The sequence below is a fragment of the Klebsiella sp. Q11 genome (genome assembly GCF_964241505.1).
Lineage (GTDB): Bacteria > Pseudomonadota > Gammaproteobacteria > Enterobacterales > Enterobacteriaceae > Klebsiella > Klebsiella michiganensis.
Genome location: NZ_CAXSXW010000003.1, coordinates 371,386 through 392,076 on the forward strand (window position 1 = coordinate 371,386; position 20,691 = coordinate 392,076).

Annotated in this window: 20 protein-coding genes; 11 read left to right on the forward strand and 9 right to left on the reverse strand. The window is 55.2% G+C overall.

Going from position 1 to position 20,691, the window contains the following annotated elements; genetic code table 11:
• Positions 1-66 precede the first annotated feature (66 nt).
• Positions 67-609 carry a LemA family protein gene (locus tag ACESQ2_RS06500; RefSeq protein ID WP_373170243.1) on the forward strand — a complete coding sequence of 181 codons (543 nt, stop codon included), beginning with the start codon at positions 67-69 and terminating at the stop codon, positions 607-609.
• A 4-nt stretch (positions 610-613) separates the two neighbouring features.
• Positions 614-2,656, forward strand: coding sequence for a DUF2207 domain-containing protein (locus tag ACESQ2_RS06505; protein ID WP_373170244.1), 2,043 nt, complete (start codon positions 614-616; stop codon positions 2,654-2,656).
• A gap of 34 nt (positions 2,657-2,690) precedes the next feature.
• Here the strand turns inward: ACESQ2_RS06505 and cho are convergent, their stop codons facing one another.
• Together cho and nadE are read right to left on the reverse strand one after the other, a co-directional pair.
• Entirely contained in the window at positions 2,691-3,551 is an 861-nt protein-coding gene (gene cho / locus ACESQ2_RS06510) for an excinuclease Cho (protein WP_004850082.1), read from the reverse strand.
• A 107-nt stretch (positions 3,552-3,658) separates the two neighbouring features.
• A complete protein-coding gene (nadE, locus tag ACESQ2_RS06515; protein WP_373170245.1) occupies positions 3,659-4,486 on the reverse strand; it encodes an ammonia-dependent NAD(+) synthetase in 828 nt (275 codons plus the stop codon).
• Between the two features lie 230 nt (positions 4,487-4,716).
• On the opposite strand from nadE, the gene osmE reads away from it, so the two are divergent.
• From osmE to chbG, 7 genes are all read left to right on the forward strand, one after another.
• Positions 4,717-5,055, forward strand: coding sequence for an osmotically-inducible lipoprotein OsmE (osmE, locus tag ACESQ2_RS06520; protein ID WP_004850085.1), 339 nt, complete (start codon positions 4,717-4,719; stop codon positions 5,053-5,055).
• A gap of 284 nt (positions 5,056-5,339) precedes the next feature.
• Positions 5,340-5,660 carry a PTS N,N'-diacetylchitobiose transporter subunit IIB gene (gene chbB / locus ACESQ2_RS06525; RefSeq protein ID WP_004101340.1) on the forward strand — a complete coding sequence of 107 codons (321 nt, stop codon included), beginning with the start codon at positions 5,340-5,342 and terminating at the stop codon, positions 5,658-5,660.
• Between the two features lie 167 nt (positions 5,661-5,827).
• Complete coding sequence (chbC, locus tag ACESQ2_RS06530; RefSeq protein WP_004850089.1) at positions 5,828-7,186, forward strand: PTS N,N'-diacetylchitobiose transporter subunit IIC; 1,359 nt, start codon at positions 5,828-5,830, stop codon at positions 7,184-7,186.
• A gap of 53 nt (positions 7,187-7,239) precedes the next feature.
• A complete protein-coding gene (gene chbA, locus ACESQ2_RS06535; protein ID WP_004850090.1) occupies positions 7,240-7,587 on the forward strand; it encodes a PTS N,N'-diacetylchitobiose transporter subunit IIA in 348 nt (115 codons plus the stop codon).
• 12 nt (positions 7,588-7,599) lie between these two features.
• Positions 7,600-8,439 (forward strand): transcriptional regulator ChbR, encoded by an 840-nt coding sequence (chbR, locus tag ACESQ2_RS06540; protein ID WP_071532282.1) that lies wholly within the window; start codon positions 7,600-7,602, stop codon positions 8,437-8,439.
• Positions 8,440-8,541: 102 nt separating this feature from the next.
• On the forward strand, positions 8,542-9,888 hold the full coding sequence (locus tag ACESQ2_RS06545; protein WP_009653470.1) for a 6-phospho-beta-glucosidase: 1,347 nt from the start codon (positions 8,542-8,544) through the stop codon (positions 9,886-9,888).
• Positions 9,889-9,900: 12 nt separating this feature from the next.
• Positions 9,901-10,659 carry a chitin disaccharide deacetylase gene (gene chbG, locus ACESQ2_RS06550; protein ID WP_046878283.1) on the forward strand — a complete coding sequence of 253 codons (759 nt, stop codon included), beginning with the start codon at positions 9,901-9,903 and terminating at the stop codon, positions 10,657-10,659.
• Between the two features lie 42 nt (positions 10,660-10,701).
• Here the strand turns inward: chbG and katE are convergent, their stop codons facing one another.
• Positions 10,702-12,960: a catalase HPII gene (gene katE, locus ACESQ2_RS06555; protein ID WP_046878282.1), complete on the reverse strand. Its 2,259-nt coding sequence runs from the start codon at positions 12,958-12,960 to the stop codon at positions 10,702-10,704.
• Positions 12,961-13,156: 196 nt separating this feature from the next.
• Here katE and cedA point away from each other — a divergent pair, with 196 nt between their 5' ends.
• Complete coding sequence (cedA, locus tag ACESQ2_RS06560) at positions 13,157-13,396, forward strand: cell division activator CedA (RefSeq protein ID WP_009653410.1); 240 nt, start codon at positions 13,157-13,159, stop codon at positions 13,394-13,396.
• Positions 13,397-13,471: 75 nt separating this feature from the next.
• Here the strand turns inward: cedA and ACESQ2_RS06565 are convergent, their stop codons facing one another.
• The 4 genes from ACESQ2_RS06565 to hxpB form a co-directional block, all read right to left on the reverse strand.
• Positions 13,472-14,863 carry an L-cystine transporter gene (locus ACESQ2_RS06565; RefSeq protein WP_014228987.1) on the reverse strand — a complete coding sequence of 464 codons (1,392 nt, stop codon included), beginning with the start codon at positions 14,861-14,863 and terminating at the stop codon, positions 13,472-13,474.
• 134 nt (positions 14,864-14,997) lie between these two features.
• Positions 14,998-15,588: a metal-dependent hydrolase gene (locus tag ACESQ2_RS06570; RefSeq protein ID WP_004850102.1), complete on the reverse strand. Its 591-nt coding sequence runs from the start codon at positions 15,586-15,588 to the stop codon at positions 14,998-15,000.
• A gap of 91 nt (positions 15,589-15,679) precedes the next feature.
• The gene (gene kduD / locus ACESQ2_RS06575; RefSeq protein ID WP_014228989.1) at positions 15,680-16,441 is read right to left on the reverse strand and encodes a 2-dehydro-3-deoxy-D-gluconate 5-dehydrogenase KduD; all 762 of its coding nucleotides are present in this window, start codon (positions 16,439-16,441) and stop codon (positions 15,680-15,682) included.
• A 148-nt stretch (positions 16,442-16,589) separates the two neighbouring features.
• Positions 16,590-17,258 (reverse strand): hexitol phosphatase HxpB, encoded by a 669-nt coding sequence (hxpB, locus tag ACESQ2_RS06580; protein ID WP_049070235.1) that lies wholly within the window; start codon positions 17,256-17,258, stop codon positions 16,590-16,592.
• A 129-nt stretch (positions 17,259-17,387) separates the two neighbouring features.
• Here hxpB and ACESQ2_RS06585 point away from each other — a divergent pair, with 129 nt between their 5' ends.
• Positions 17,388-17,924 carry a YniB family protein gene (locus ACESQ2_RS06585; RefSeq protein ID WP_049070234.1) on the forward strand — a complete coding sequence of 179 codons (537 nt, stop codon included), beginning with the start codon at positions 17,388-17,390 and terminating at the stop codon, positions 17,922-17,924.
• 32 nt (positions 17,925-17,956) lie between these two features.
• On the opposite strand, the gene yciA is transcribed toward ACESQ2_RS06585, so the two are convergent.
• The gene (gene yciA / locus ACESQ2_RS06590; RefSeq protein WP_004850109.1) at positions 17,957-18,355 is read right to left on the reverse strand and encodes an acyl-CoA thioester hydrolase YciA; all 399 of its coding nucleotides are present in this window, start codon (positions 18,353-18,355) and stop codon (positions 17,957-17,959) included.
• Between the two features lie 98 nt (positions 18,356-18,453).
• A complete protein-coding gene (locus ACESQ2_RS06595) occupies positions 18,454-20,634 on the reverse strand; it encodes a TonB-dependent siderophore receptor (RefSeq protein WP_373170246.1) in 2,181 nt (726 codons plus the stop codon).
• Positions 20,635-20,691 lie beyond the last annotated feature (57 nt).

The window sequence follows — 20,691 nt, forward strand, 5'->3', positions numbered from 1 at the left end:
ATGAGTGCCATCGCCACGGACTCTGGTGTCCTGGTCTAAAGCCTACTCTGCTCATGGATCTTGCATATGGAAATGTATATCGGCCTCGCCGTCCTCGTTGTCGTCCTCATCTGGGTCGTGATGACCTATAACCGCTTTATCTCCCTGCGACGTTTCAAGGACGAAGCCTGGAGCGGCATTGCCGTACAGCTTAAGCGCCGCCACGACCTGGCGCCGAATCTGCTGAGCCTGGTGAAACGCTATGCGCAGCATGAAAAAGAACTGCTGGAAGAGATCTCCCGCCAGCGCGGCGCACTGGTCGGCAGCACCCGACAGATCGCCGACAGCGAACGCCAGTACTCTGGTACGCTAGGGCGCGTTTTCGCGCTCGGCGAAGCGTACCCGGAACTTAAAGCCAGCGAAAACTACCTTGCCTTACAGCAATCTCTCAGCGAAATAGAAGAGCAGCTGCAGATGGCTCGCCGCTACTTCAACGGTACGGTGCGCGATTTCAATATCCTGGTCGAGTCTTTCCCCAGCCTGCTGCTGGCGCGACTGTTTAATTTTCAAACGGAAGTTTTCTTCGAGCTGGACTCACCAGAAGAAGCTAAATCACCGCGGATGGCGTGATGAAATGGCGAATTTACTTTTTCGAGGGCTGCGCACCCTCGTCCTGCTGCTGCTTCTGAACATCAGCGCGACTTTTGCCGCCGGCGACATGATCATCATCAAGGATGCTTCCCAGCTTCCCGCTGACGCTATTCCAGCGTATGAACATATCCTCTCTTTCGATGCCCGGGCGCGCTTTAACCCGGACGGTAGCATGGAGATGCGGGAAAATATCAAAGTACTTTCTCTGGGCAGACAGATTCGGCGGGGGATTTTCCGTACGCTGCCCCTGACCTGGAACCGCCAGGACGGCAAGATCTTTCGCGTGTATTACGCGATCGAGTCGGTGTCGCGCGATGGCGTGCCCGAGCCGTTTAGCCTTGATGAAGCAGAAAAAAACCTGACGGTACGCATTGGCAGCGGCGAACGGGTCCTGAAACCAGGGATCTATAACTACGAGATTCGCTATCAAATCAGCAACCATTTCAGCCGCTTCCCCGAATGGGATGAGCTTTACTGGAACGTGACGGGCAATGACTGGGCGTGGCCAATTAGCAAGGCCAGCTTTCGTCTTGAACTGCCGGACGCCGCCGGAAATCTCAACGCCGACGCTAAGGACGCCAGAGTGCGATCGCTTGATGTTTATACCGGCGTCGCAGGGGCGAAAGAACACAACGCGCAGGTGCTTCCTGACGGTAGCGTACGCACCCTGCGGCCTCTGGCGCGGGGGGAGGGGCTGACCGTTGTCTATACCTGGCCTCGGTCGATCCTTGCCGACGCTCCGGCGCCGGAGGCCGCTTTGCCGCTGGTGCATCTCCTTATCCCCACCCTAAAAACCTGCGTGGTCTGGCTACCTCTGCTGCTGATGGCCGCTTATTACCTGATGTGGTGGCGAAAAAACGTCACCAAAGCCGGGCTAAAAATGCCGCCGGTCATTGCGCTTTATTCGCCGCCTCCCGGCATGTCTCCGGGCTACCTGCGTTTTATCACCCGGCGTAAATATGATGATGTGGCTTTTAGTAGCGATTTATTAGCGCTGGTGGCTAAACGCGGAATGGCGGTCAGCGGGGACAGTCAACACACCCCTAACCCGTGGCTTGCGAACGCCGGCGTAAAACAGCGGCTGACCCGTTTGCCCGTCGAGGGAAACCGGCAATTAAACTATGATGACAGGCAGCTATTAAGTACGCTCTTTAAAGGTAAACAAAAAAATATCGATCTCAGCAAGGCCCATCAGCGATCGATGCAGACAGCGCGTGCAGAGCAGGAAAAGCGTTGTGAAGCGCAGCGGGATAAATTATTTCGCAAATGGGGGCAGCCGCTGCGGCGCTGCATCTACATTGCGCTGTGGGTGCCGGTGGCCTGCGGTCTTTGGGTTAATACGGAGGCCGCGCTGCTGACGATACCGGCCGCGGTTTTTATGCTGATTGGCGGAGCGATGCTCGCCTGTTTGCTGCGCTTTATATGCCGCCCGCGGGAAATGTGGCGTGCCTGGGGGCCGGTGCCGCTCTTTTTTTTGGCGATCTTCGGCCCCTTCGCGACGCTGGGAGGCGGGATTTTTCTCTTTGGTATACTGCCCATCACCCAGCTTCCGTCAGGATACATTGGAGCGCTTATTGCCGCGCTGGTGCTCTGCGTTTTCGTTGCCTGGAAAACGCCTCGCTATACGCAGCGCGGGCTTGATGAACTGGCTATCGCGAAAGGATTGATGCGCTATCTGGGCACCGCCGAAAAGCATCGTTATCAGATTATCTATCCGCCCGAGCAGATGATTTCCCATTTTGAAGCGCTGCTGCCGGTTGCCCTGGCGCTTGGCGTAGGGAAAACATGGGCAAATACCTTTGCCCACTACCTGAGTAGTACAGGCGCCGTGTCGCATGCGTTTGCCGGCGCCGACTGGGGAAGCGTCCGCCACTTCAGCGAAGCCTGCCGAACCGCCTCTATGTCAACGCCGGATAGCGGTTCAGGGAGCGGTTCATCATCAGGTTCAGGTTACAGCGGCTCCGGTTCCTCCGGAGGCGGTTCATCCGGAGGCGGCTCGGGCGGCGGCGGCGGGGGCGGCTGGTAATTGCCCCGATAGCGCATCGGGGCTGACATTCGCCTCACAGAGGATGGAGCTTATAGCGGCCGCTGAGCAGCGGCTTACACAATATTTTATAACCGTCATGGTCAAATTTGGCCGACAGGCGCGTGAGTGATGACGCCTGCGACAGAGACTCTACCGCGCCGAGCCAAAGCCAGTTTTGAATAATATGGTATTGGGTCATATCCTCGCTGCTCTCTTCCAGCGCGATCGCCCCGGCCCAGGGCCAGCATACCAGCTGCATCTTTTGCATATTGTCGACCAGACGCTGCTGGTGTGCTTCAACGCTCTCTTTTCCGCAACAGGCGCCCGCACAGCGGCCGAGCGCCGAACGAAAGCAGGCCCGCCCGCGGTTGAGCGGCTCGAGGCCCATTAATCCGTAGCACAGGCGATGCTCGTCGGCAATTTTTTGCAGCGCCTGCAGCGCCGCGCGGCGGTTGGCAAAAAGACCATAGAGATCGCTTTGCAGGGAAAAATCCAGCTCGCTGGCGTACACCACCTGCGGACGGGCGTCAGCCAGGCGTAATGAACATAGCTGTCGGTTTTGCCGCAGACGCTTATTAAATAGCGGCTGCTGTTCTTTAATGAGCTGCGCCTCTAATAAGAGTGCGCCCAGCTCTCCCGCCGTTCGTTGCCAGGTTATGCGCCGGGACTGGCGCAGCATCGCCGCTTCGTCGGGCGTGCGCAGATGCGACAACACCCGGCTGCGGATATTCACGCTTTTCCCGATATAGAGCGGTAGGGTATCGCTTTCGCCGTGGAACAGATACACCCCCGGCTGCCTGGGCAAAGCCTCAAGCCACGGACGCAGATGTTCGGGATACTCATAAATTGCCGCCGCTTCAAATTCGAGACGCGGGGCGGATTGCCTTCTTGCCACTTTTGCTCCTGATGCTGGTTATTTATCCAGTATAGCAGCCGAAGGAAGAGGCGAAAAGGATAAAAAATCGCCCCGAACCGGGTCGGGGCGGAGGGGGGAGAGGCGAATTACTTTTTCCAGAAGTCGTCGAAGACCGTAATCGGCGGCCGGCGTTTATGCTCGGTTTTCAAATACCAGCCTTCAATCGTTTTCGCAATTTTCTCATCCAGCGCTTTGCCTTCCAGATAATCATCAATATTTTCGTAGGTCACGCCCAGCGCCATTTCGTCCGGCAGGGAGGGGCGGTCGTCCTCAAGATCGGCGGTCGGCAGTTTTTTATACAGATGCTCCGGGCAGCCTAGCTGGGCCAGCAGCTGTTTGCCCTGGCGTTTGTTAAGGCGAAAGATAGGGTTAATATCCGTACCGCCATCACCGTATTTGGTGAAGAATCCGGTAATGGCTTCCGCCGCATGGTCGGTACCCACCACGACGCCGTGGGTCATTCCGGCGATGCTGTACTGCGCCTTCATGCGTTCGCGGGCTTTTTCGTTACCGCGAACAAAGTCGCTAAGTTCAATCCCGGCCTCGCGCAGCGCCTGTTCGCTGGCCAGCACGGCGCCTTTGATATTGACCGTTAATACGCGATCCGGCTGAATAAAAGCGATAGCGTCCTGGCAGTCCTGCTCATCCGCCTGCACGCCGTAGGGCAGGCGCACGGCAATAAACTGCAGGCTGCTGTCACCGGTTTCGGCACGCAGTTCGTTGATGGCTAACTGACACAATTTACCGGTTAGCGTTGAATCCTGGCCGCCGCTGATGCCGAGGACCAGTGATTTAATAAAAGGGTATCTCTGAAGATAGGCCTTCAAAAAGTCTACGCTGCGGCGTATCTCGGCTTCGACATCGATCTGGGGTTTTGCGCCCAGCGCCTGAATAATCTCTTGTTGTAGCGTCATTGCGCCCTCCGGGAAGTGAATCTGTTTGCCAATCAGCAGTGGTTTAACCTACCTCTTTGCCGGTAAAACGACAAGGATCACAATTTTGAGTGAAGCAAAAGCAGGCAACCTCAACAAGAGGGGATTTATTATTGGAAAGCTCTTAATTTCGCTTCATTTCCACCTTCGGCTTGAAAAATAACGATATTTATTCCAGGCTTATTAACACGCCAAAAAAAAGAGGATGGTATATGAATAAGCATTTTGCAGGATTTCTGGGCGCAGCAGCAGTATTGACCCTGCTGGCAGGGTGTACGGCCTACGACCGTACGAAAGATCAGTTCACTCAACCCGTGGTTAAAGACGTTAAGAAAGGCATGACCCGCGCGCAGGTTGCGCAAATTGCCGGTAAACCTTCATCAGAAGTCACCATGATCCACGCGCGCGGTACCTGCCAGACATATATCCTGGGTCAACGCGATGGTAAAATTGAAACCTACTTCGTTGCGCTGGATGAAACTGGCCGCGTGATGAATTCTGGTTATCAGACCTGCGCCGAGTACGATACCGACCCACGCAACAGTAAGTAACGCCCCGCCATAGTGCTGATTCCTACGAAAGCCCGACCATTGGTCGGGTTTTTTTATGAGTTCTGATGCTTATTTAATTGCGCGAATTATTTGAGGGAAATGTGAAGGCAGTCAAAACGCGAGGTCAATGAGAGACAATTCTGTTCAAGGAGGAATTATCCTGCTGTCGATCGATGCCGTATACTCAATGCATAAACAATACTAATTCAAAGAAACATCTCTTACCGCCTCTCAGGCATCAATGCTGCAGAGAGGACCGGGTCACACAAATTGAGGAAGCGTTCATGGAAAAGAAACATATCTACCTGTTCTGTTCTGCTGGGATGTCGACATCACTGCTGGTATCGAAAATGCGTGCCCAGGCCGAGAAGTATGAAGTGCCGGTGATTATTGAAGCATTTCCGGAGACCTTAGCCGGTGAAAAAGGACCTGATGCGGATGTCGTATTATTAGGCCCACAAATTTCCTATATGCTGCCGGACATTCAGCGTTTACTGCCAAATAAACCCGTAGAAGTCATTGATTCTGTTTTGTACGGTAAGATCGATGGTTTAGGTGTTCTGAAAGCGGCCGTTGCGGCCATTAAGAAAGCTGCTGCACAATAATTTTATTTTAAAACTCGACATATTTCGGATAGCAGCGGTTAGAATTTCGTGAGGGTGTGTTTTAGCTGCTCGCTGTCCGAAATACCCAGAGTTTATTTTCCCGTCAAAGAGTAATTTCATCTATCATTGCCGCAGTGACTATATTGCGGCCTTAAAGGGTATTTATTATGAGTAAAGTGATTGACTCGCTTGAAAAGGTACTCCTGCCTTTTGCCGTCAAAATAGGAAGGCAGCCCCACGTCAATGCAATTAAAAACGGCTTTATTAAGTTAATGCCATTGACGCTAGCCGGGGCGATGTTTGTTTTAATTAACAACGTATTTTTGAGCTTTGGCGACGGCTCATTCTTTTATTCAATGGGCATCCGTCTGGATGCGTCTACAATAGAAACGCTTAACGGTTTTAAAGCTATCGGCGGTAACGTTTATAACGGTACGCTTGGCATTATGTCGCTGATGGCGCCTTTCTTTATTGGCTCCGCTTTAGCTGAGGAGCGGAGAGTAGACCCGATGGCCGCCGGTTTACTGGCCGTTGCGGCATTTATGACCGTCACGCCTTATAGCGTCGGTGAAGCCTACGCCGTGGGCGCGAACTGGTTAGGCGGCGCCAATATCATTTCTGGTATTGTCATCGGTCTGGTCGTTGCCGAGATGTTCACCTTTATCGTTCATCGTAACTGGGTGATTACGCTGCCGTCCAGCGTGCCGGCTTCGGTTTCCCGTTCATTCTCTGCGGTTATCCCGGCCTTTATTATCCTCTCGATTATGGGGATTATCTCCTGGGCGTTGACCCACTGGGGGACTAACTTCCACCAGATCATCATGGACACTATCTCCACGCCGCTGGCTTCAATGGGCGCCGTCGTAGGCTGGGCATACGTCATTTTCACCTCGCTGCTGTGGTTCTTCGGCGTACACGGGTCGCTGGCGCTGTCAGCGCTGGATAGCGGAATCATGACGCCGTGGGCGCTGGAAAACATTGCAACCTACCAGCAGTACGGTTCCGTCGAGGCCGCGCTGGCCGCGGGTAAGAGCTTCCATATGTGGGCCAAGCCGATGCTGGATTCCTACATCTTCCTTGGCGGTACCGGCGCGACTCTGGGCTTAATCATCGCCATCTTTATCGCTTCACGTCGTGAGGATCATCGTCAGGTGGCGAAACTGGCGCTGCCGTCAGGCATCTTCCAGATTAACGAGCCAATCCTGTTCGGTCTGCCGATCATTATGAACCCGGTGATGTTTATCCCCTTCATTCTGATTCAGCCTCTGCTGGCGGCTATCACCATGACGGCTTATACCCTGGGCATCATCCCGCCGATTACCAATATCGCGCCGTGGACCATGCCGACCGGTTTAGGCGCCTTCTTTAACACCAACGGTAGCGTAGCCGCTCTGCTGCTGGCCCTGTTCAACCTTGCCGTGTCCACCCTGGTCTACCTGCCGTTTGTGGTGATTTCCAACAAAGCGCAGGGCGTCATTGAGCAGGAAGAGAGCGAAGAAGATATCGCTAACGCACTGAAATTCTAACATTGAGCGGTACGGGAGATTTCCCGTACCGTCCTGGAAATAAGGGAGTCATTATGTTTGATCTGGATAACATCGCAGCAGAAGAGACCGCGGTAAACGACCTCGAAGAGGTGGTGATGGGGCTGATTATCAACTCCGGCCAAGCGCGCAGCCTGGCTTATGCCGCGCTGAAGCAGGCAAAGCAGGGAGATTTCGAGGCGGCGAAAACGATGATGGAACAGTCGCGCATGGCGCTGAGCGAAGCGCACCTTGTGCAGACGCAGCTGATTGAGAGCGATGAGGGTGAAGGCAAAATGAAGGTGAGCCTGGTGCTGGTTCATGCGCAGGATCATCTGATGACCTCAATGCTGGCTCGTGAGCTGGTTGCCGAATTGATTGAGCTGCACGAGAAGGTACAATAGGTCATCGACACGATGAGGCAGCCAAAGATGATGACCACTGAAATCAGTACCGCCCGGGAGCAACAACTCTTTAACGGCAAGAATTTTCATGTGGTCATCTATAACAAAACGGAGAGCGTAAGCGGGCTTCACCAGCATGATTACTACGAGTACACCATCGTTTTAACCGGGCGCTATTATCAGGTTATTAATGGCAAGCGGGTGCTGCTGGAGCGCGGGGATTTTGTCTTCATCCCAATGGGGTCGCATCACCAGAGTTTTTATGAATTTGGTGCGACGCGCATTCTTAACGTTGGCATCAGCAAAAGTTTCTTTGAGAAACACTATCTGCCGCTGCTGCCGTTTGGTCTGGTCGCCTCACAGGTCTATGCCGTTAAAAGTACTTTTCTCAGTTATATTGAGTCGGTTATTGCATCACTGAATTTTCGCGAAACTGAATTCGACGAATTTATCGAGCTGGTGTCTTTTTACACCCTGAATCGTTTGCGGCATTATCGTGAAGAACCTACGGAAGACGTTATTCCGCAATGGTTAAAAAATACCGTTGAGGGTATGCACGATAAGCTTAAATTTGGCGAGGGGGCGCTGGAAAATATGGTCGAGCTTTCCGGGAAAACTCAGGAATACTTAACCCGGGCGACCCAGCGTTATTATGCCAAAACGCCGATGCAGATGATTAACGATATTCGCATCAACTTCGCCAAAAAACAGCTGGAGATAACCAACTACTCGGTGACCGATATCGCCTATGAGTCGGGGTACAGTAGCCCAAGTCTGTTTATTAAAACATTCAAGAAGCTGACTTCCTTTACCCCCAGCAGCTATCGGAAACACCTCACCAGTATTAATTAACCGGGCGCGGAATAGTCCGCGCGGTCTAAATATTCAAATTAACTGTCCGTATTTAAACGGAGAGCGGGTGCCGCATACGCGCTATCCGCAAGGGAGAAAAAGATGAGCCAGAAATTGAAGGTAGTGACTATCGGCGGCGGCAGCAGCTATACCCCGGAATTACTGGAAGGATTCCTGAAGCGTTATCATGAACTGCCGATTAGCGAACTGTGGCTGGTGGACGTCGCGGAAGGGCAGGAAAAGCTCGATATTATCCACGCGCTGTGCCAGCGCATGGTGGAAAAAGCCGGCGTCCCAATGAAAGTCTACAAGACCCTCGATCGCCGCGCGGCGCTGGAAGGCGCCGATTTCGTCACCACCCAGCTGCGCGTCGGCCAGCTTAAGGCGCGCGAAAAGGATGAGCGTATTCCGCTGAGCCACGGCTATTTAGGCCAGGAAACCAACGGCGCGGGCGGACTGTTTAAAGGTCTGCGCACCATTCCGGTCATTTTTGACATTGTGAAAGATGTGCAGGAAGTCTGTCCGAACGCCTGGGTGATTAACTTTACCAACCCGGCGGGCATGGTGACCGAAGCGGTTTATCGTCATACCGGCTTTAAGCGCTTTATCGGCGTGTGCAATATTCCTATCGGCATGAAGATGTTTATCACCGATGTGCTGAAGCTGAGCCCGAGCGATGAGCTCAATATCGATCTGTTTGGTCTGAACCATCTGGTGTTCGTGCGGGATGTGCTGGTCAACGGCGTTTCGCGCTTTGACGAGCTGCTTGACGGCGTGGCGTCGGGTCGATTGAGCGCAAACTCGGTGAAAAATATCTTTGATTTGCCGTTTAGCGAAGGGCTGCTCCGTTCGCTGCGCCTGATCCCTTGTTCCTATCTGCTCTACTACTTTAAGCCAAAAGAGATGCTGGCGATTGAAATGGGCGAGTACTACAAAGGCGGCGCCCGCGCGCAGGTGGTGCAGAAGGTTGAGAAACAGCTGTTTGAGCTGTACAAAGATCCGGATCTGAACGTTAAACCAAAAGAGCTGGAACAGCGCGGCGGGGCGTATTACTCCGACGCGGCCTGTGAAGTGATTAACGCCATTTATAATGATAAGCAGGCCGAACATTACGTGAACGTGCCGCACCATGGCCACGTGGATAACATCCCGGCCGACTGGGCGGTCGAGATGACCTGTACGCTGGGTCGCGACGGTGCGAAACCGACGCCGCGCATCACGCATTTCGACGAAAAAGTGCTGGGACTGATTTACACCATTAAAGGCTTTGAAGTCGCGGCCAGCGAAGCGGCAATCAGCGGTAAACTGGATGACGTGCTGCTGGCGCTTAACCTGAGCCCGCTGATCCACTCCGATCGTGACGCAGAACAGCTGGCGCGTGAGATGATCCTTGCGCACGAGCAGTGGCTGCCAAACTTTGCGGCGACTATCGAAAAACTGAAACAGTAACGGGAGCGGCTTATGGAACGCGTGTTAATCGTCAATGCCGATGACTTTGGCCTCAGCAAAGGGCAAAACTACGGCATTATCGAAGCCTGCAAGAACGGTCTGGTCACCTCCACGACGGCGCTGGTCAACGGCGCGGCGATCGGCCACGCTGCCCAGCTTAGCCGCTGCGTCCCTGAGCTGGCGGTGGGGATGCACTTTGTCCTGACGCTGGGCGAACCGCTGTCGGCGATGCCGGGCTTAACCCGCGAAGGTCGTCTCGGTAAGTGGATTTGGCAGATGGCGGAAGAGGATAGCCTGCCGCTGGATGAGATCGCGCACGAGCTGGAGTGCCAGTACCGGCGCTTTGTCGAGCTGTTTGGCCATGAGCCGACGCATATCGACAGCCATCACCATGTGCATATGATTGCGCAGATTTACCCCATCGTCGCGGCCTTTGCGCGCGAGAAGGGGGGGGCGCTGCGGATCGATCGGCAGCTGGCGACGCTGTCAGGTTTAGCGCAGGATGCGGCGCGCAGCAGCGACGGGTTTACCAGCGAGTTTTACGGGGAAGGGGTTTCGGAAGCGCTGTTTCTGCAAACCCTGGATGCCTCTATCCAGCGTGATGAGCGATCGCTGGAGGTGATGTGCCACCCGGCGTTCGTTGATAACACGATTATGGGTAGCGCCTATTGCTACCCGCGCCTGACCGAACTGGACGTGCTCACCGCCGAGTCGCTGAAGTATGCGATTGCCGAGCGCGGCTACCGGCTCGGCACCTATCGCGATGTGTAAGTAAAGAGAAGTGAGAAGCCCGGCAGAAATGCCGGGCTTTTTTTACGCCGGGATCGCGGAGATTTTGGCGCTTCTCGACCACACCCGATGCGCTGCCATCAGGGTAATCAGCGCATCCACCGACGAATTATCGATGGCGTCCGTCTCAACGATGCCTTCTTCCCCCTGACTGGCAACCTGCAGCGGCGCTTTGCACTGCCGGGCATCGCCTGCCAGCAGAATCGGCTTCAGGTGTTTATAGGCTTCCAGCAGGTAGTAGTGGAAATCACCATTGTTGCTCAGGCTTTGCAGATCGCCGCCGGGAACAATGACCGCGTCCACGGTAAGCGATGGCGACCCGGCAAAGGTCCCGGCCACCGACAGCTCGGTGCCGTCATCGGCCTGCACTTTCCCCATTCGGGAATAGAGTAATTTGGCATGCACCCCGTGCGCTTTGAGCGCCTTGAGCAGCGTCAGGAGCTCTTTGGCGACCGGACGATCGTTAAGCAGTACCGCTACCACCCGGCCTTTTACGTCACCGCTGGGAATAGCGTACAGGCTTAACGTAGGATCCTTTTTCAGACCGTTAACATCCGGCGGCGGCGTGATGCTGCGCTGTTCGTCGGTGAGCTCAATACCCAGATTTTTACCCACCGCCTGAGCCAGCTGCAGGTCGATATGCGCCAGCTGATCGACCACCCGCTCGCGGATCCACTCCCTGACGACCTTGCTCAGCTCGAAGCTGAATCCGTCGATAATATGCTGCTGCTCAATAGGCGTCTGGCTACGCCAGAACAGCAGGGGCTGCGAGTAATATTCGCCAAACGACGGACTGCGCTGGCGAATTTTTTCCCCGTCAACCCGCTCGGCATAGGATTCAAAGCCGCCGCGTTTAGCGGCCGGCGGCGTCTCCCGCGGCCAGTTATCGTTGATGGAGTTAGGTTCATAGTTTGCCGGGTTGGTATCAATATCCATCCGGTGCATGCCGTCGCGCTGGAAATTATGGTACGGGCAGGTGGGTTTATTGATCGGGATTTCATGGAAATTCGGCCCGCCGAGGCGGCTGATCTGCGTATCGGTATAGGAGAAAAGTCGGCCCTGCAGCAGCGGATCGTTGCTGAAGTCTATCCCCGGAACGATATGCCCTGGATGGAAGGCCGCCTGTTCGTTTTCGGCAAAGAAGTTGTCCGGGTTGCGATTGAGGACCATCTTACCGACGCGCTGCACCGGGACCAGCGCTTCCGGAATCAGCTTGGTGGGATCCAGCAGATCGAAATCAAAAGCAAACTCGTCCTCTTCCGGGATCAGCTGTAAGCCCAGCTCGTACTCAGGATAATCGCCGGCTTCAATCGCTTCCCATAAATCACGGCGGTGGAAATCGGGATCGCGACCGGTCAGCTTTTGCGACTCGTCCCATACCAGGGAGGCTTTGCCCGCGACCGGCTTCCAGTGAAAACGTACGAAGGTGGCTTTACCTTCCGCGTTAATCAGGCGGAAGGTGTGGATGCCGAACCCTTCCATCGTGCGGTAGCTGCGGGGCAGTCCGCGGTCGGACATCGCCCACATCACGTTATGCAGCGTTTCGGGCTGCAGTGAGACGTAATCCCAGAACGTATCGTGCGCGCTTTGCCCCTGCGGGACGGCCCAGTGCGGCTCGGGTTTGACCGCGTGGACGAAATCAGGGAACTTGATCGCGTCCTGAATAAAAAAGATCGGCGTGTTGTTGCCGACCAGGTCAAAGATGCCCTCGTCGGTATAAAACTTGGTGGCAAAGCCGCGGATGTCGCGCACCGTATCGGCGGAGCCTGCGCCGCCCTGAACGGTGGAAAACCGGACGAAGACCGGCGTTTTTTTCTGCGGATCGCAGAGGAAAGCCGCTTTGGTGATATCGCTTAAATCGCTGTACGCCTGGAAATAACCGTGCGCAGCGGAGCCGCGGGCATGGACAATCCTCTCAGGAATGCGCTCGTGGTCAAAATGGGTGATTTTTTCGCGCAGGATAAAATCTTCCAGCAGCGTGGGGCCGCGTTTGCCCGCGCGCAGCGAGTTCTGGTCGTCTGCGATGCGTACGCCCTGATTGGTGGTAAGCGCAAAATCCTCGCCGCCTTTACGCTGTTTTTCAAGGGCATCGAGCTTTTCGCTGTGCGTATCCGGGGCTTTCATACTGCCCGGGGCGGTCGGCTCTTCACCTGGAGCGGTGGGATGCGGCGTGGGCCGCCAGTTCTGGTCTTCGGGGGCTAAGGCATCCAGACCTGGTTTTGCTTCCCGGTCGTCGTGAACCGGTGATTGATGGGGTTGCGGGTTATGGTGTTTATCAGACATTGCTCGCTCCTGCTTTCATTGCTGAAAATGGTCGTTGCTAAACCAAAACCCTTCTAATTGTAGAACATCATTTCAAGAATATATTTTTATAAGAGTTTTACTACTAAAGGGCCGCAAGCTGGGGGCGACGAAAGGGGGCTTTTTCGGCTATGATAGGGGTTTCTGTTTCCCGCTGTGTTTAGTGAATCTATTTGTGATGAAACCACTTCGCCAACAAAATCGTCAGGTCATTAGCTACGTGCCGCGAGTCGAGCCTGCGCCGCCGGAACACGCCGTCAAAATGGATGGTTTTCGCGACGTTTGGGTTTTGCGGGGTAAATACGTTGCTTTTGTGCTGATAGACGAACATTTTCGTCGCTCCCCGCCGTTTAACGTGCCGGAAGCGGCGCAGCGCTGGGCGACGCAAATGAGGCAGGAAGGTGAAATCGACGCCTGAATGTGCCGGGCACAATAAAAAAACCGCTGAAAATCAGCGGTTTTTTGTTTTTAACAACCTGAAGTGCGGGCCCGCTTAGCGGTGCGCGAGCTCCGCGTCCTCTTCGCTATCGAGAATAGCTTTATCGGTTTGACGCAGCCACTGGCTGGTCAGGGTACCGGCGGTCATGGAACCGCTTACGTTCAGCGCGGTACGGCCCATATCAATCAGCGGCTCAACCGAGATCAGCAGCGCCACCAGCGTGACCGGCAGGCCCATCGCCGGCAGGACGATCAGGGCGGCAAAGGTCGCGCCGCCGCCCACGCCCGCGACCCCGGCGGAACTGACGGTCACGATGCCCACCAGCGTCGCAATCCACAGCGGATCGAGCGGGTTAATACCGACGGTAGGGGCGACCATCACGGCGAGCATCGCCGGATAGAGGCCCGCGCAGCCGTTCTGCCCGATCGTGGCGCCGAACGATGCGGAGAAGCTGGCGATAGACTCCGGCACGCCCAGGCGACGCGTTTGCGCTTCCACGTTCAGCGGAATAGACGCCGCGCTGGAGCGGCTGGTAAAGGCGAAGGTCAATACCGGCCAGACTTTACGGAAATACTTCAGAGGACTCACGCCGTTGACCGCCAGCAGCAGACCGTGCACCACGAACATGATGCCCAGACCAATATAGGAGGCGATAACGAAGCTGCCGAGCTTGATGATGTCCTGCAGGTTAGAGCCCGCGACTACCTTGGTCATCAGCGCCAGCACGCCGTACGGCGTTAACTGCATCACCAGGCGCACCAGCTTCATTACCCAGCTCTGCAGCGTGTCGATGGCGGTGAGTACGCGCTGGCCTTTGGCGACGTCATCTTTCAGCAGCTTCAGCGCCGCGACGCCGAGGAACGCGGCGAAGATAACCACGCTGATAATCGACGTTGGGTTCGCGCCGGTCAGATCGGCAAACGGGTTTTTCGGTACGAAAGAGAGGATCAGCTGCGGGACGCTCAGGTCCGCGACTTTACCGGCGTAATTGCTCTGAATGGCGTTGAGGCGGGCGGTCTCCGCGCTGCCCTGAACCAGCCCTTCGGCGGTCAGGCCAAACATATTAGTGACCAGCACCCCGACCAGCGCCGCAATCAGCGTGGTGAACAGCAGGGTTCCAATACTGAGGAAGCTGATTTTACCCAGCTGCGAGGCATTATGCAGACGGGCGACCGCGCTCAGAATGGAGGCGAAAACCAGCGGCATGACGATCATTTGCAGCAGTTGAACATAGCCGTTACCGACGATATTGAACCACTGGATAGAATCCTTCAGCACCGGGCTGTCGGAACCATAGATAAGCTGTAGCGCCAGGCCGAAGACAACGCCGATCGCCAGACCGACCAGCACTTTTTTAGCGAGGCTCCACTGTTTATGGCGGGTTTGGGCCAGCGCCAACAGTAAAACCGCGAACACGACTACGTTCGCTATTAATGGAAAGTTCATCCCCGTTCTCCTGATATCTTTTATTACCGGGTTGGTCAATAACCAACTCTTATGACGGCAAGGGTAGCAGAAGGCGTTATTCGTTACTTATATTCAAATGGAATTGATTATAACCAATTGAATAATTCGCTGGTTTATCGTCCAGCCTGGTGGCTAATTAAGCGATTAAAGGTGGTTTGCAAAGAATTAATCATGTCCGATGACCAGCGAATGGCGCTGTTTTCGGCAACGTTTTGCGGCATCCATACGGCATAGATAAACAGCGCCATACACAGCGCGCGCTCCAGCTGGTTACCCTTGCGCGGTGCAAGCAGGGGCAGGCGAAAACGCCAGCGGCAGGGCCAGAGCAGCGGAACGCCTGCCGGGGTGAGCATGTCGGCGAGAATATGGCTGAGGTAGCCAAGAACCAGGCCCTGAACCGCATCTGCCGGCACTATCCAGCTTTCCGGTACTTTCAATGAGAAAATCGCGACCGCGCCAAAGACTACCAGCAGGCTATGGGTGAAGCCGCGATGGCCAAAGGCGCGCGCTATCGGTTTTGATATCCAGCTTAATCGCTGACCGAGAAACGACTTAGGGTGATCGATATCCGGCAGCAGACAGGTCAGGATGGCGGAAGGAACGATGTGCCACCAGTCGCCCTGAGCCAGCACGGGGGTCAATTCCGCGTTTTTCGCAAATACCGCACAGGCGATAGAGAAGAGGAGGTGGCCTTCCGCCGTCATGATAAACACCCTAAACTGTCAATTCATACAGTATAGGGTTTTTATACAGTGTGCGGAAGAGGTGACGGTGTAACTCTTTGTCACAAAAACATCAGCGTGCCAGCCAGCCGCCATCTACCGCCAGCGTAAAGCCGCTAATGTAATCCGCCGCCCGGGAGGCGAGAAAAACCACCGGCCCCTGCAGGTCATCAGGCACGCCCCAGCGCCCGGCCGGAATACGATCGAGAATCGCTTTGCTGCGCTCGGCGTCTTCACGCAGCTGCTGGGTATTGTTTGTGGCCATGTATCCCGGGGCAATGGCGTTAACGTTGATGCGATGCCCCGCCCATTCGTTGGCCATCAGGCGGGTAATGCCCAGTACGCCGCTTTTTGACGCGGTGTAGGAGGGTACCCGAATCCCCCCCTGAAAGGAGAGCATTGAGGCAATGTTAACGATTTTCCCGCCGTCACCCTGCTGAATAAACTGCCTGGCGACCGCCTGCGAAAGAAAGAACACCGACTTCAGATTCAGGTTAATCACCTCGTCCCAGTCCTTCTCGCTAAAGGAGAGCGCATCGGCGCGGCGGATGGTTCCCGCATTGTTGACCAGGATATCTACCCGGCCCATGGCGGCCACGGCCCGATCGACAATGGTTTCAATCTCATCCTGCCGGCTCAGATCGGCCTGAATAGCGGTAAAGCGTCGGCCCAGCGCCTGAACCTTCTCTGCGGTTTCATGGGGGATCCGGCGATTCACGCCGACGATATCGCACCCGGCCTGCGCAAGGCCCAGCGTCATTCCCTGGCCCAGCCCGGTATCACAACCCGTCACGATAGCGACCTTGCCCGTAAGGTCAAAGGCGTTCAGTACCATATGCACCTCTGTATGCTGATTTCACGCGTTAAAAAACGCCGTTGAGACAAGCATAGAGGGCGGGAGAAGAAAAAACAAATAAAAATGAAACGCTGTTTTAATTTTGTGATGATGAGACGGTGCCGCTATCTCATCATCAGCGGCAGGATTAACCGAGCAGGTCGCTCAGGGTGAGGGATTCAAGGGTGGCAAGCTTCACGTCCGCCAGCACGAAGCGCGGATCGCGGCTGTTTTCCGCTTCCGGTACGACGATAGATCGCATCCGGGCCGCTTTGCTGGCAATCATGCCGTTAACCGAGTCTTCCAGCGCCACGCAGTGCATCGGGCTGACGCCGAGTCTGGCGGCGCAGTCCAGATAGACCTGCGGGTGCGGTTTGCTGAATGGCAGCCCTTCGGCGGAGGCGAGGGCGTCAAATTGATCGCGCAGTTCAAACATGGTGAGGACTTTTTCCAGCATCCGCAGCGGCGAAGCCGACGCCAGGCCGATTTTCACCCCCTGGGCTTTGCACATCGCCACCGCTTCCCGCGCACCGGGGAGGAGCGGACGCGCTTCTTCCACCAGCTGGATGGCGCGGTTGATGATCCGCGCGGTGACTTCGGCACGATCCGGGCCTTTCCACGGCTGCTGGGCAAACCACAGATCGACGACTAAATCGATGCGCAGCCCCAGGATATCGGGCATTTCATGGCGGCGGCTGATATCCACTCCGAGGCTTGCCATCACCTCCAGCTCCGCTTTATCCCACAGCGGCTCAGAATCAATCAGTAAACCATCCATATCAAAAATCGCGGCGTGAATCTGGCGCCTGGCTGACATAAGTCCCTCTCCTGTAGCGTAAGTAGATAACGAATCGGCACTCATGGTATATCATACCGCGCATTATTGGGCGAAATTCGCCGACGAAGGTAGACTTAGGGTAGACAGGCGTCTTAACAAGGGGAACCCATGACGTATCAACAAGCTGGACGCGTTGCAGTACTTAAACGTATTTTGGGGTGGGTAGTATTTATCCCGGCGGTTATCTCGACGCTGATCTCCGTGCTGAAGTTTATGTACGAGCACAGTGAGAAAAAACCGGGCATTGACGCGGTGATGATGGACTTTGCTCATGTGATGATTGAGATGATGCGTTTCAATACGCCGTTCCTGAATTTCTTCTGGTACAACTCGCCGCTGCCGGACTTTAAGCACGGTATGAATATTGGCTTCTGGGTTATCTATATTCTGGTGTTCGTCGGCATGGCGCTACAGGCCTCCGGAGCGCGAATGGGGCGCCAGGCGAAGTTTCTGCGCGAGGGCGTTGAGGATCAGCTGATTCTGGAGCAGGCGAAAGGGGCCGAAGGGCTGACGCGCGAACAAATCTCTGAACGCGTTGTGGTGCCGCGCCATACCATCCTGGTGCAATATTTTCCGCTATACGTCCTGCCGATTATTATTATTGTGCTGGGCTACTTCTTCTTCTCTTTACTCGGCTTTCTGTAAAAGACCGGCCCGGAAGCGCCGGGCCGGCAGAATTACTGGGCGGGAAGGGCGCGCGGTTTACCCTCATTATCTACCGCGACGTAGATAAACAGCGCTTCGGTTGCTTTGTAGCGCTGGCCGATGGGCTCAGACGACACCTTCTTGACCCACACTTCCATATTGATGGTTATCGACGTATTGCCGCGCTTCACGCAGCTGGCGTAGCAGCACACCACGTCGCCGACCGCGACCGGGCGTAAAAAAGTCATGCCGTCGACGCGCACGGTCACGACGCGACCGTGGGCAATCTCTTTGGCCATAATCGCTCCGCCAATATCCATCTGCGACATCAGCCAGCCGCCGAAAATATCGCCATTAGCGTTGGTGTCCGCCGGCATCGCCAGGGTGCGTAATACCAATTCGCCCTTCGGTGTAAGATCTGTTGTTGTCATTCTATACTCTGTACTAGTCAAAGATGATCAGGCGGATGCTACTATGAAAATGACGCTGAGAGAATAGGGAATACGCCCGCGATAGCGGGCGTGAGGGGTTAGAAGGAGATCGTGACGCCAGCGTAATAGGCGCGACCCGGTTCGTTATAGGTCGAAGCCCCTTCGTTTTCACGATAAATTTGCTTATCGAACAGGTTACTGATCCCGGCGTTCAGGCGCAGGTCTTTCATTAGCTGATAGTTGCCGCCGATACCAACCACGGAATAGGAGCCCACTTCATTGGTGGCCAGCACGCCGTTTTCAGTACGAATTTCCGCATATTCCCGCGGTTTCTGCCGACCGTACAGAGTCCAGTTGACGTTCGCCGAAAACTTGCTGGTCACCTGCCAGTCGAGCAGGGTATTGATGGTGTATTTCGGAATAACGGACAGCGGGTTTCCGGTATCTTTGTTTTCCGATTTAATCATATAAGTGGCATTGGTGCGCCAGCTGAGCGTATCGACAATGACCGGAACCAGCAGCGTGCCTTCAAGCCCTTCGACGACCGCTTTCCCACCGTTCTCCCACTGCAGGATATTCGCTCCGGTCGCGGTATTACCCAGTATCTCGGTACCGGAGACGATCTTGTTTTTGTAGTCGTTGCGAAACCAGGTGACGCCGGCGTTGTAACCGTTCAGGTTAAACTCAAGGCCGATCTCCTTGTTGATGCTGATTTCCGGATCGAGGTCCGGGTTACCCAACAGATAGCAGTTGCCATCGGCAATACTTATCGGGCAGCCGTTACCCCGCGTCGAAAGCAGATAGCCTTCGCTCGACTGATACAGGTTCGGCGCTTTAAATACCCGGGCGATGCCCGCTTTGACCTTAAACATATCGCCCAGATCCTGCGACAGGTTCAGGCTCGGGCTCCAGTTGCTGCCGAAGTCGTTATGATAGTCGAAGCGCAGACCCGGGATAATATTGGTGCCCGGCGTCGCTTCGATATTGTCTTCCAGATAAATACCGGTCAGGGTGGCGCTGTTTTTAGGGCTGCGTTGCGAAGGATCGCCGGACATCCCCGGCAGCGTTTCCGTCGTCGTGGTGGCCTGCATGGACGCCGGATCGTTTAGCTCATCGCGATTCCATTCCATGCCCAGAGTCAGGGTCTGTTCAGCGAGCCAGTTGAAGGGGAGATTCACCTCTGCGGTTGAGCGCCACGACTCCAGGCGGCTGGTGTCATAGACATCGCTGTTGATCATCCCTTCAACGCGGCCGGTGGTGCCCTCCTGCAGGCGGGTATTGTTGGTTTTTTCGTAGTAGACGCCCGCCTTCGACTGGCCCCAGTCCCAGATCCCGTTGTAGGTCAGGCCCCAGGTCTGCCGATATAGCCGGTTGGTTTCCTGACCGTACAGCGTATCCACCAGGCCATTTGGGCTCATATTGCTGTTGCTGTACTGCGTATCGCCGGCATAAATATTGCCCTGGCGGCTATAGGCGTAGCTAAAATCCAGGATCTGCTGCGGGGTAACTTTCCACGACAGCAGGGCGTTAATATCTTTGTTGCGTACCCCTTCGCGGCCCGCCGCGTAAGAGCCATTTTGCGCGCGGTTAATATCCCAGGCATCGGGCTCCGTTTTGTTGATGTTGCCGTACAAACGCATGGTCAGGGCATCTCCCGCCAGCGGTCCGTTGAGGCTGAAGTTAGCCCGGTTGGTGGCGCCTTCTTTATTATTTTCCGGCTGATTGGTATACAGCGAAAGCGAGCCGTGCCAGTCGTTGGTGGGGCGCTTGGTGATGATATTGACAACGCCGCCCGCGGCGCCTGAGCCGTAGCGCGCTGCGGCAGGGCCGCGCAGAACTTCAATGCGTTCCACCATTTCCGGCGGTACCCAGTTGCTGTCGCCACGGGTATCGCGCTCGCCGCGCCAGCTATAGCGCACTGAATTGCGGGAGGTGACGGGCACGCCGTCGATAAGAATCAGCGTGTTTTCCGGTCCCATTCCGCGAATGTCGATCTGACGGTTGTTGCCGCGGCTGCCGCTGGCGATGTTGCCGGTCAGGTTGACGCCGGGCATTTTACGGATGATTTCTGAGAGATCGTTAACCGGGGGATCTTTAGCAATATCTTCCGCAGTGATGATCGAGACGCCCGGCTGCTGCTTCAGCGCCTCTTCGGCGGTGCCATGAACCACCATGGTCTCCGTATCCTGTTCCACCTCTTCGGCGAAGACCCCTGGGCTGAGTAAGCCTGCAATGGCCAGGGCCAGGGGCGTTGCTATGTGATTTTTCTGCGTTCTCATTATAAATATCCATATCAAATCATGAAAAATTGAGATCGAGAATATCAATGATAATCA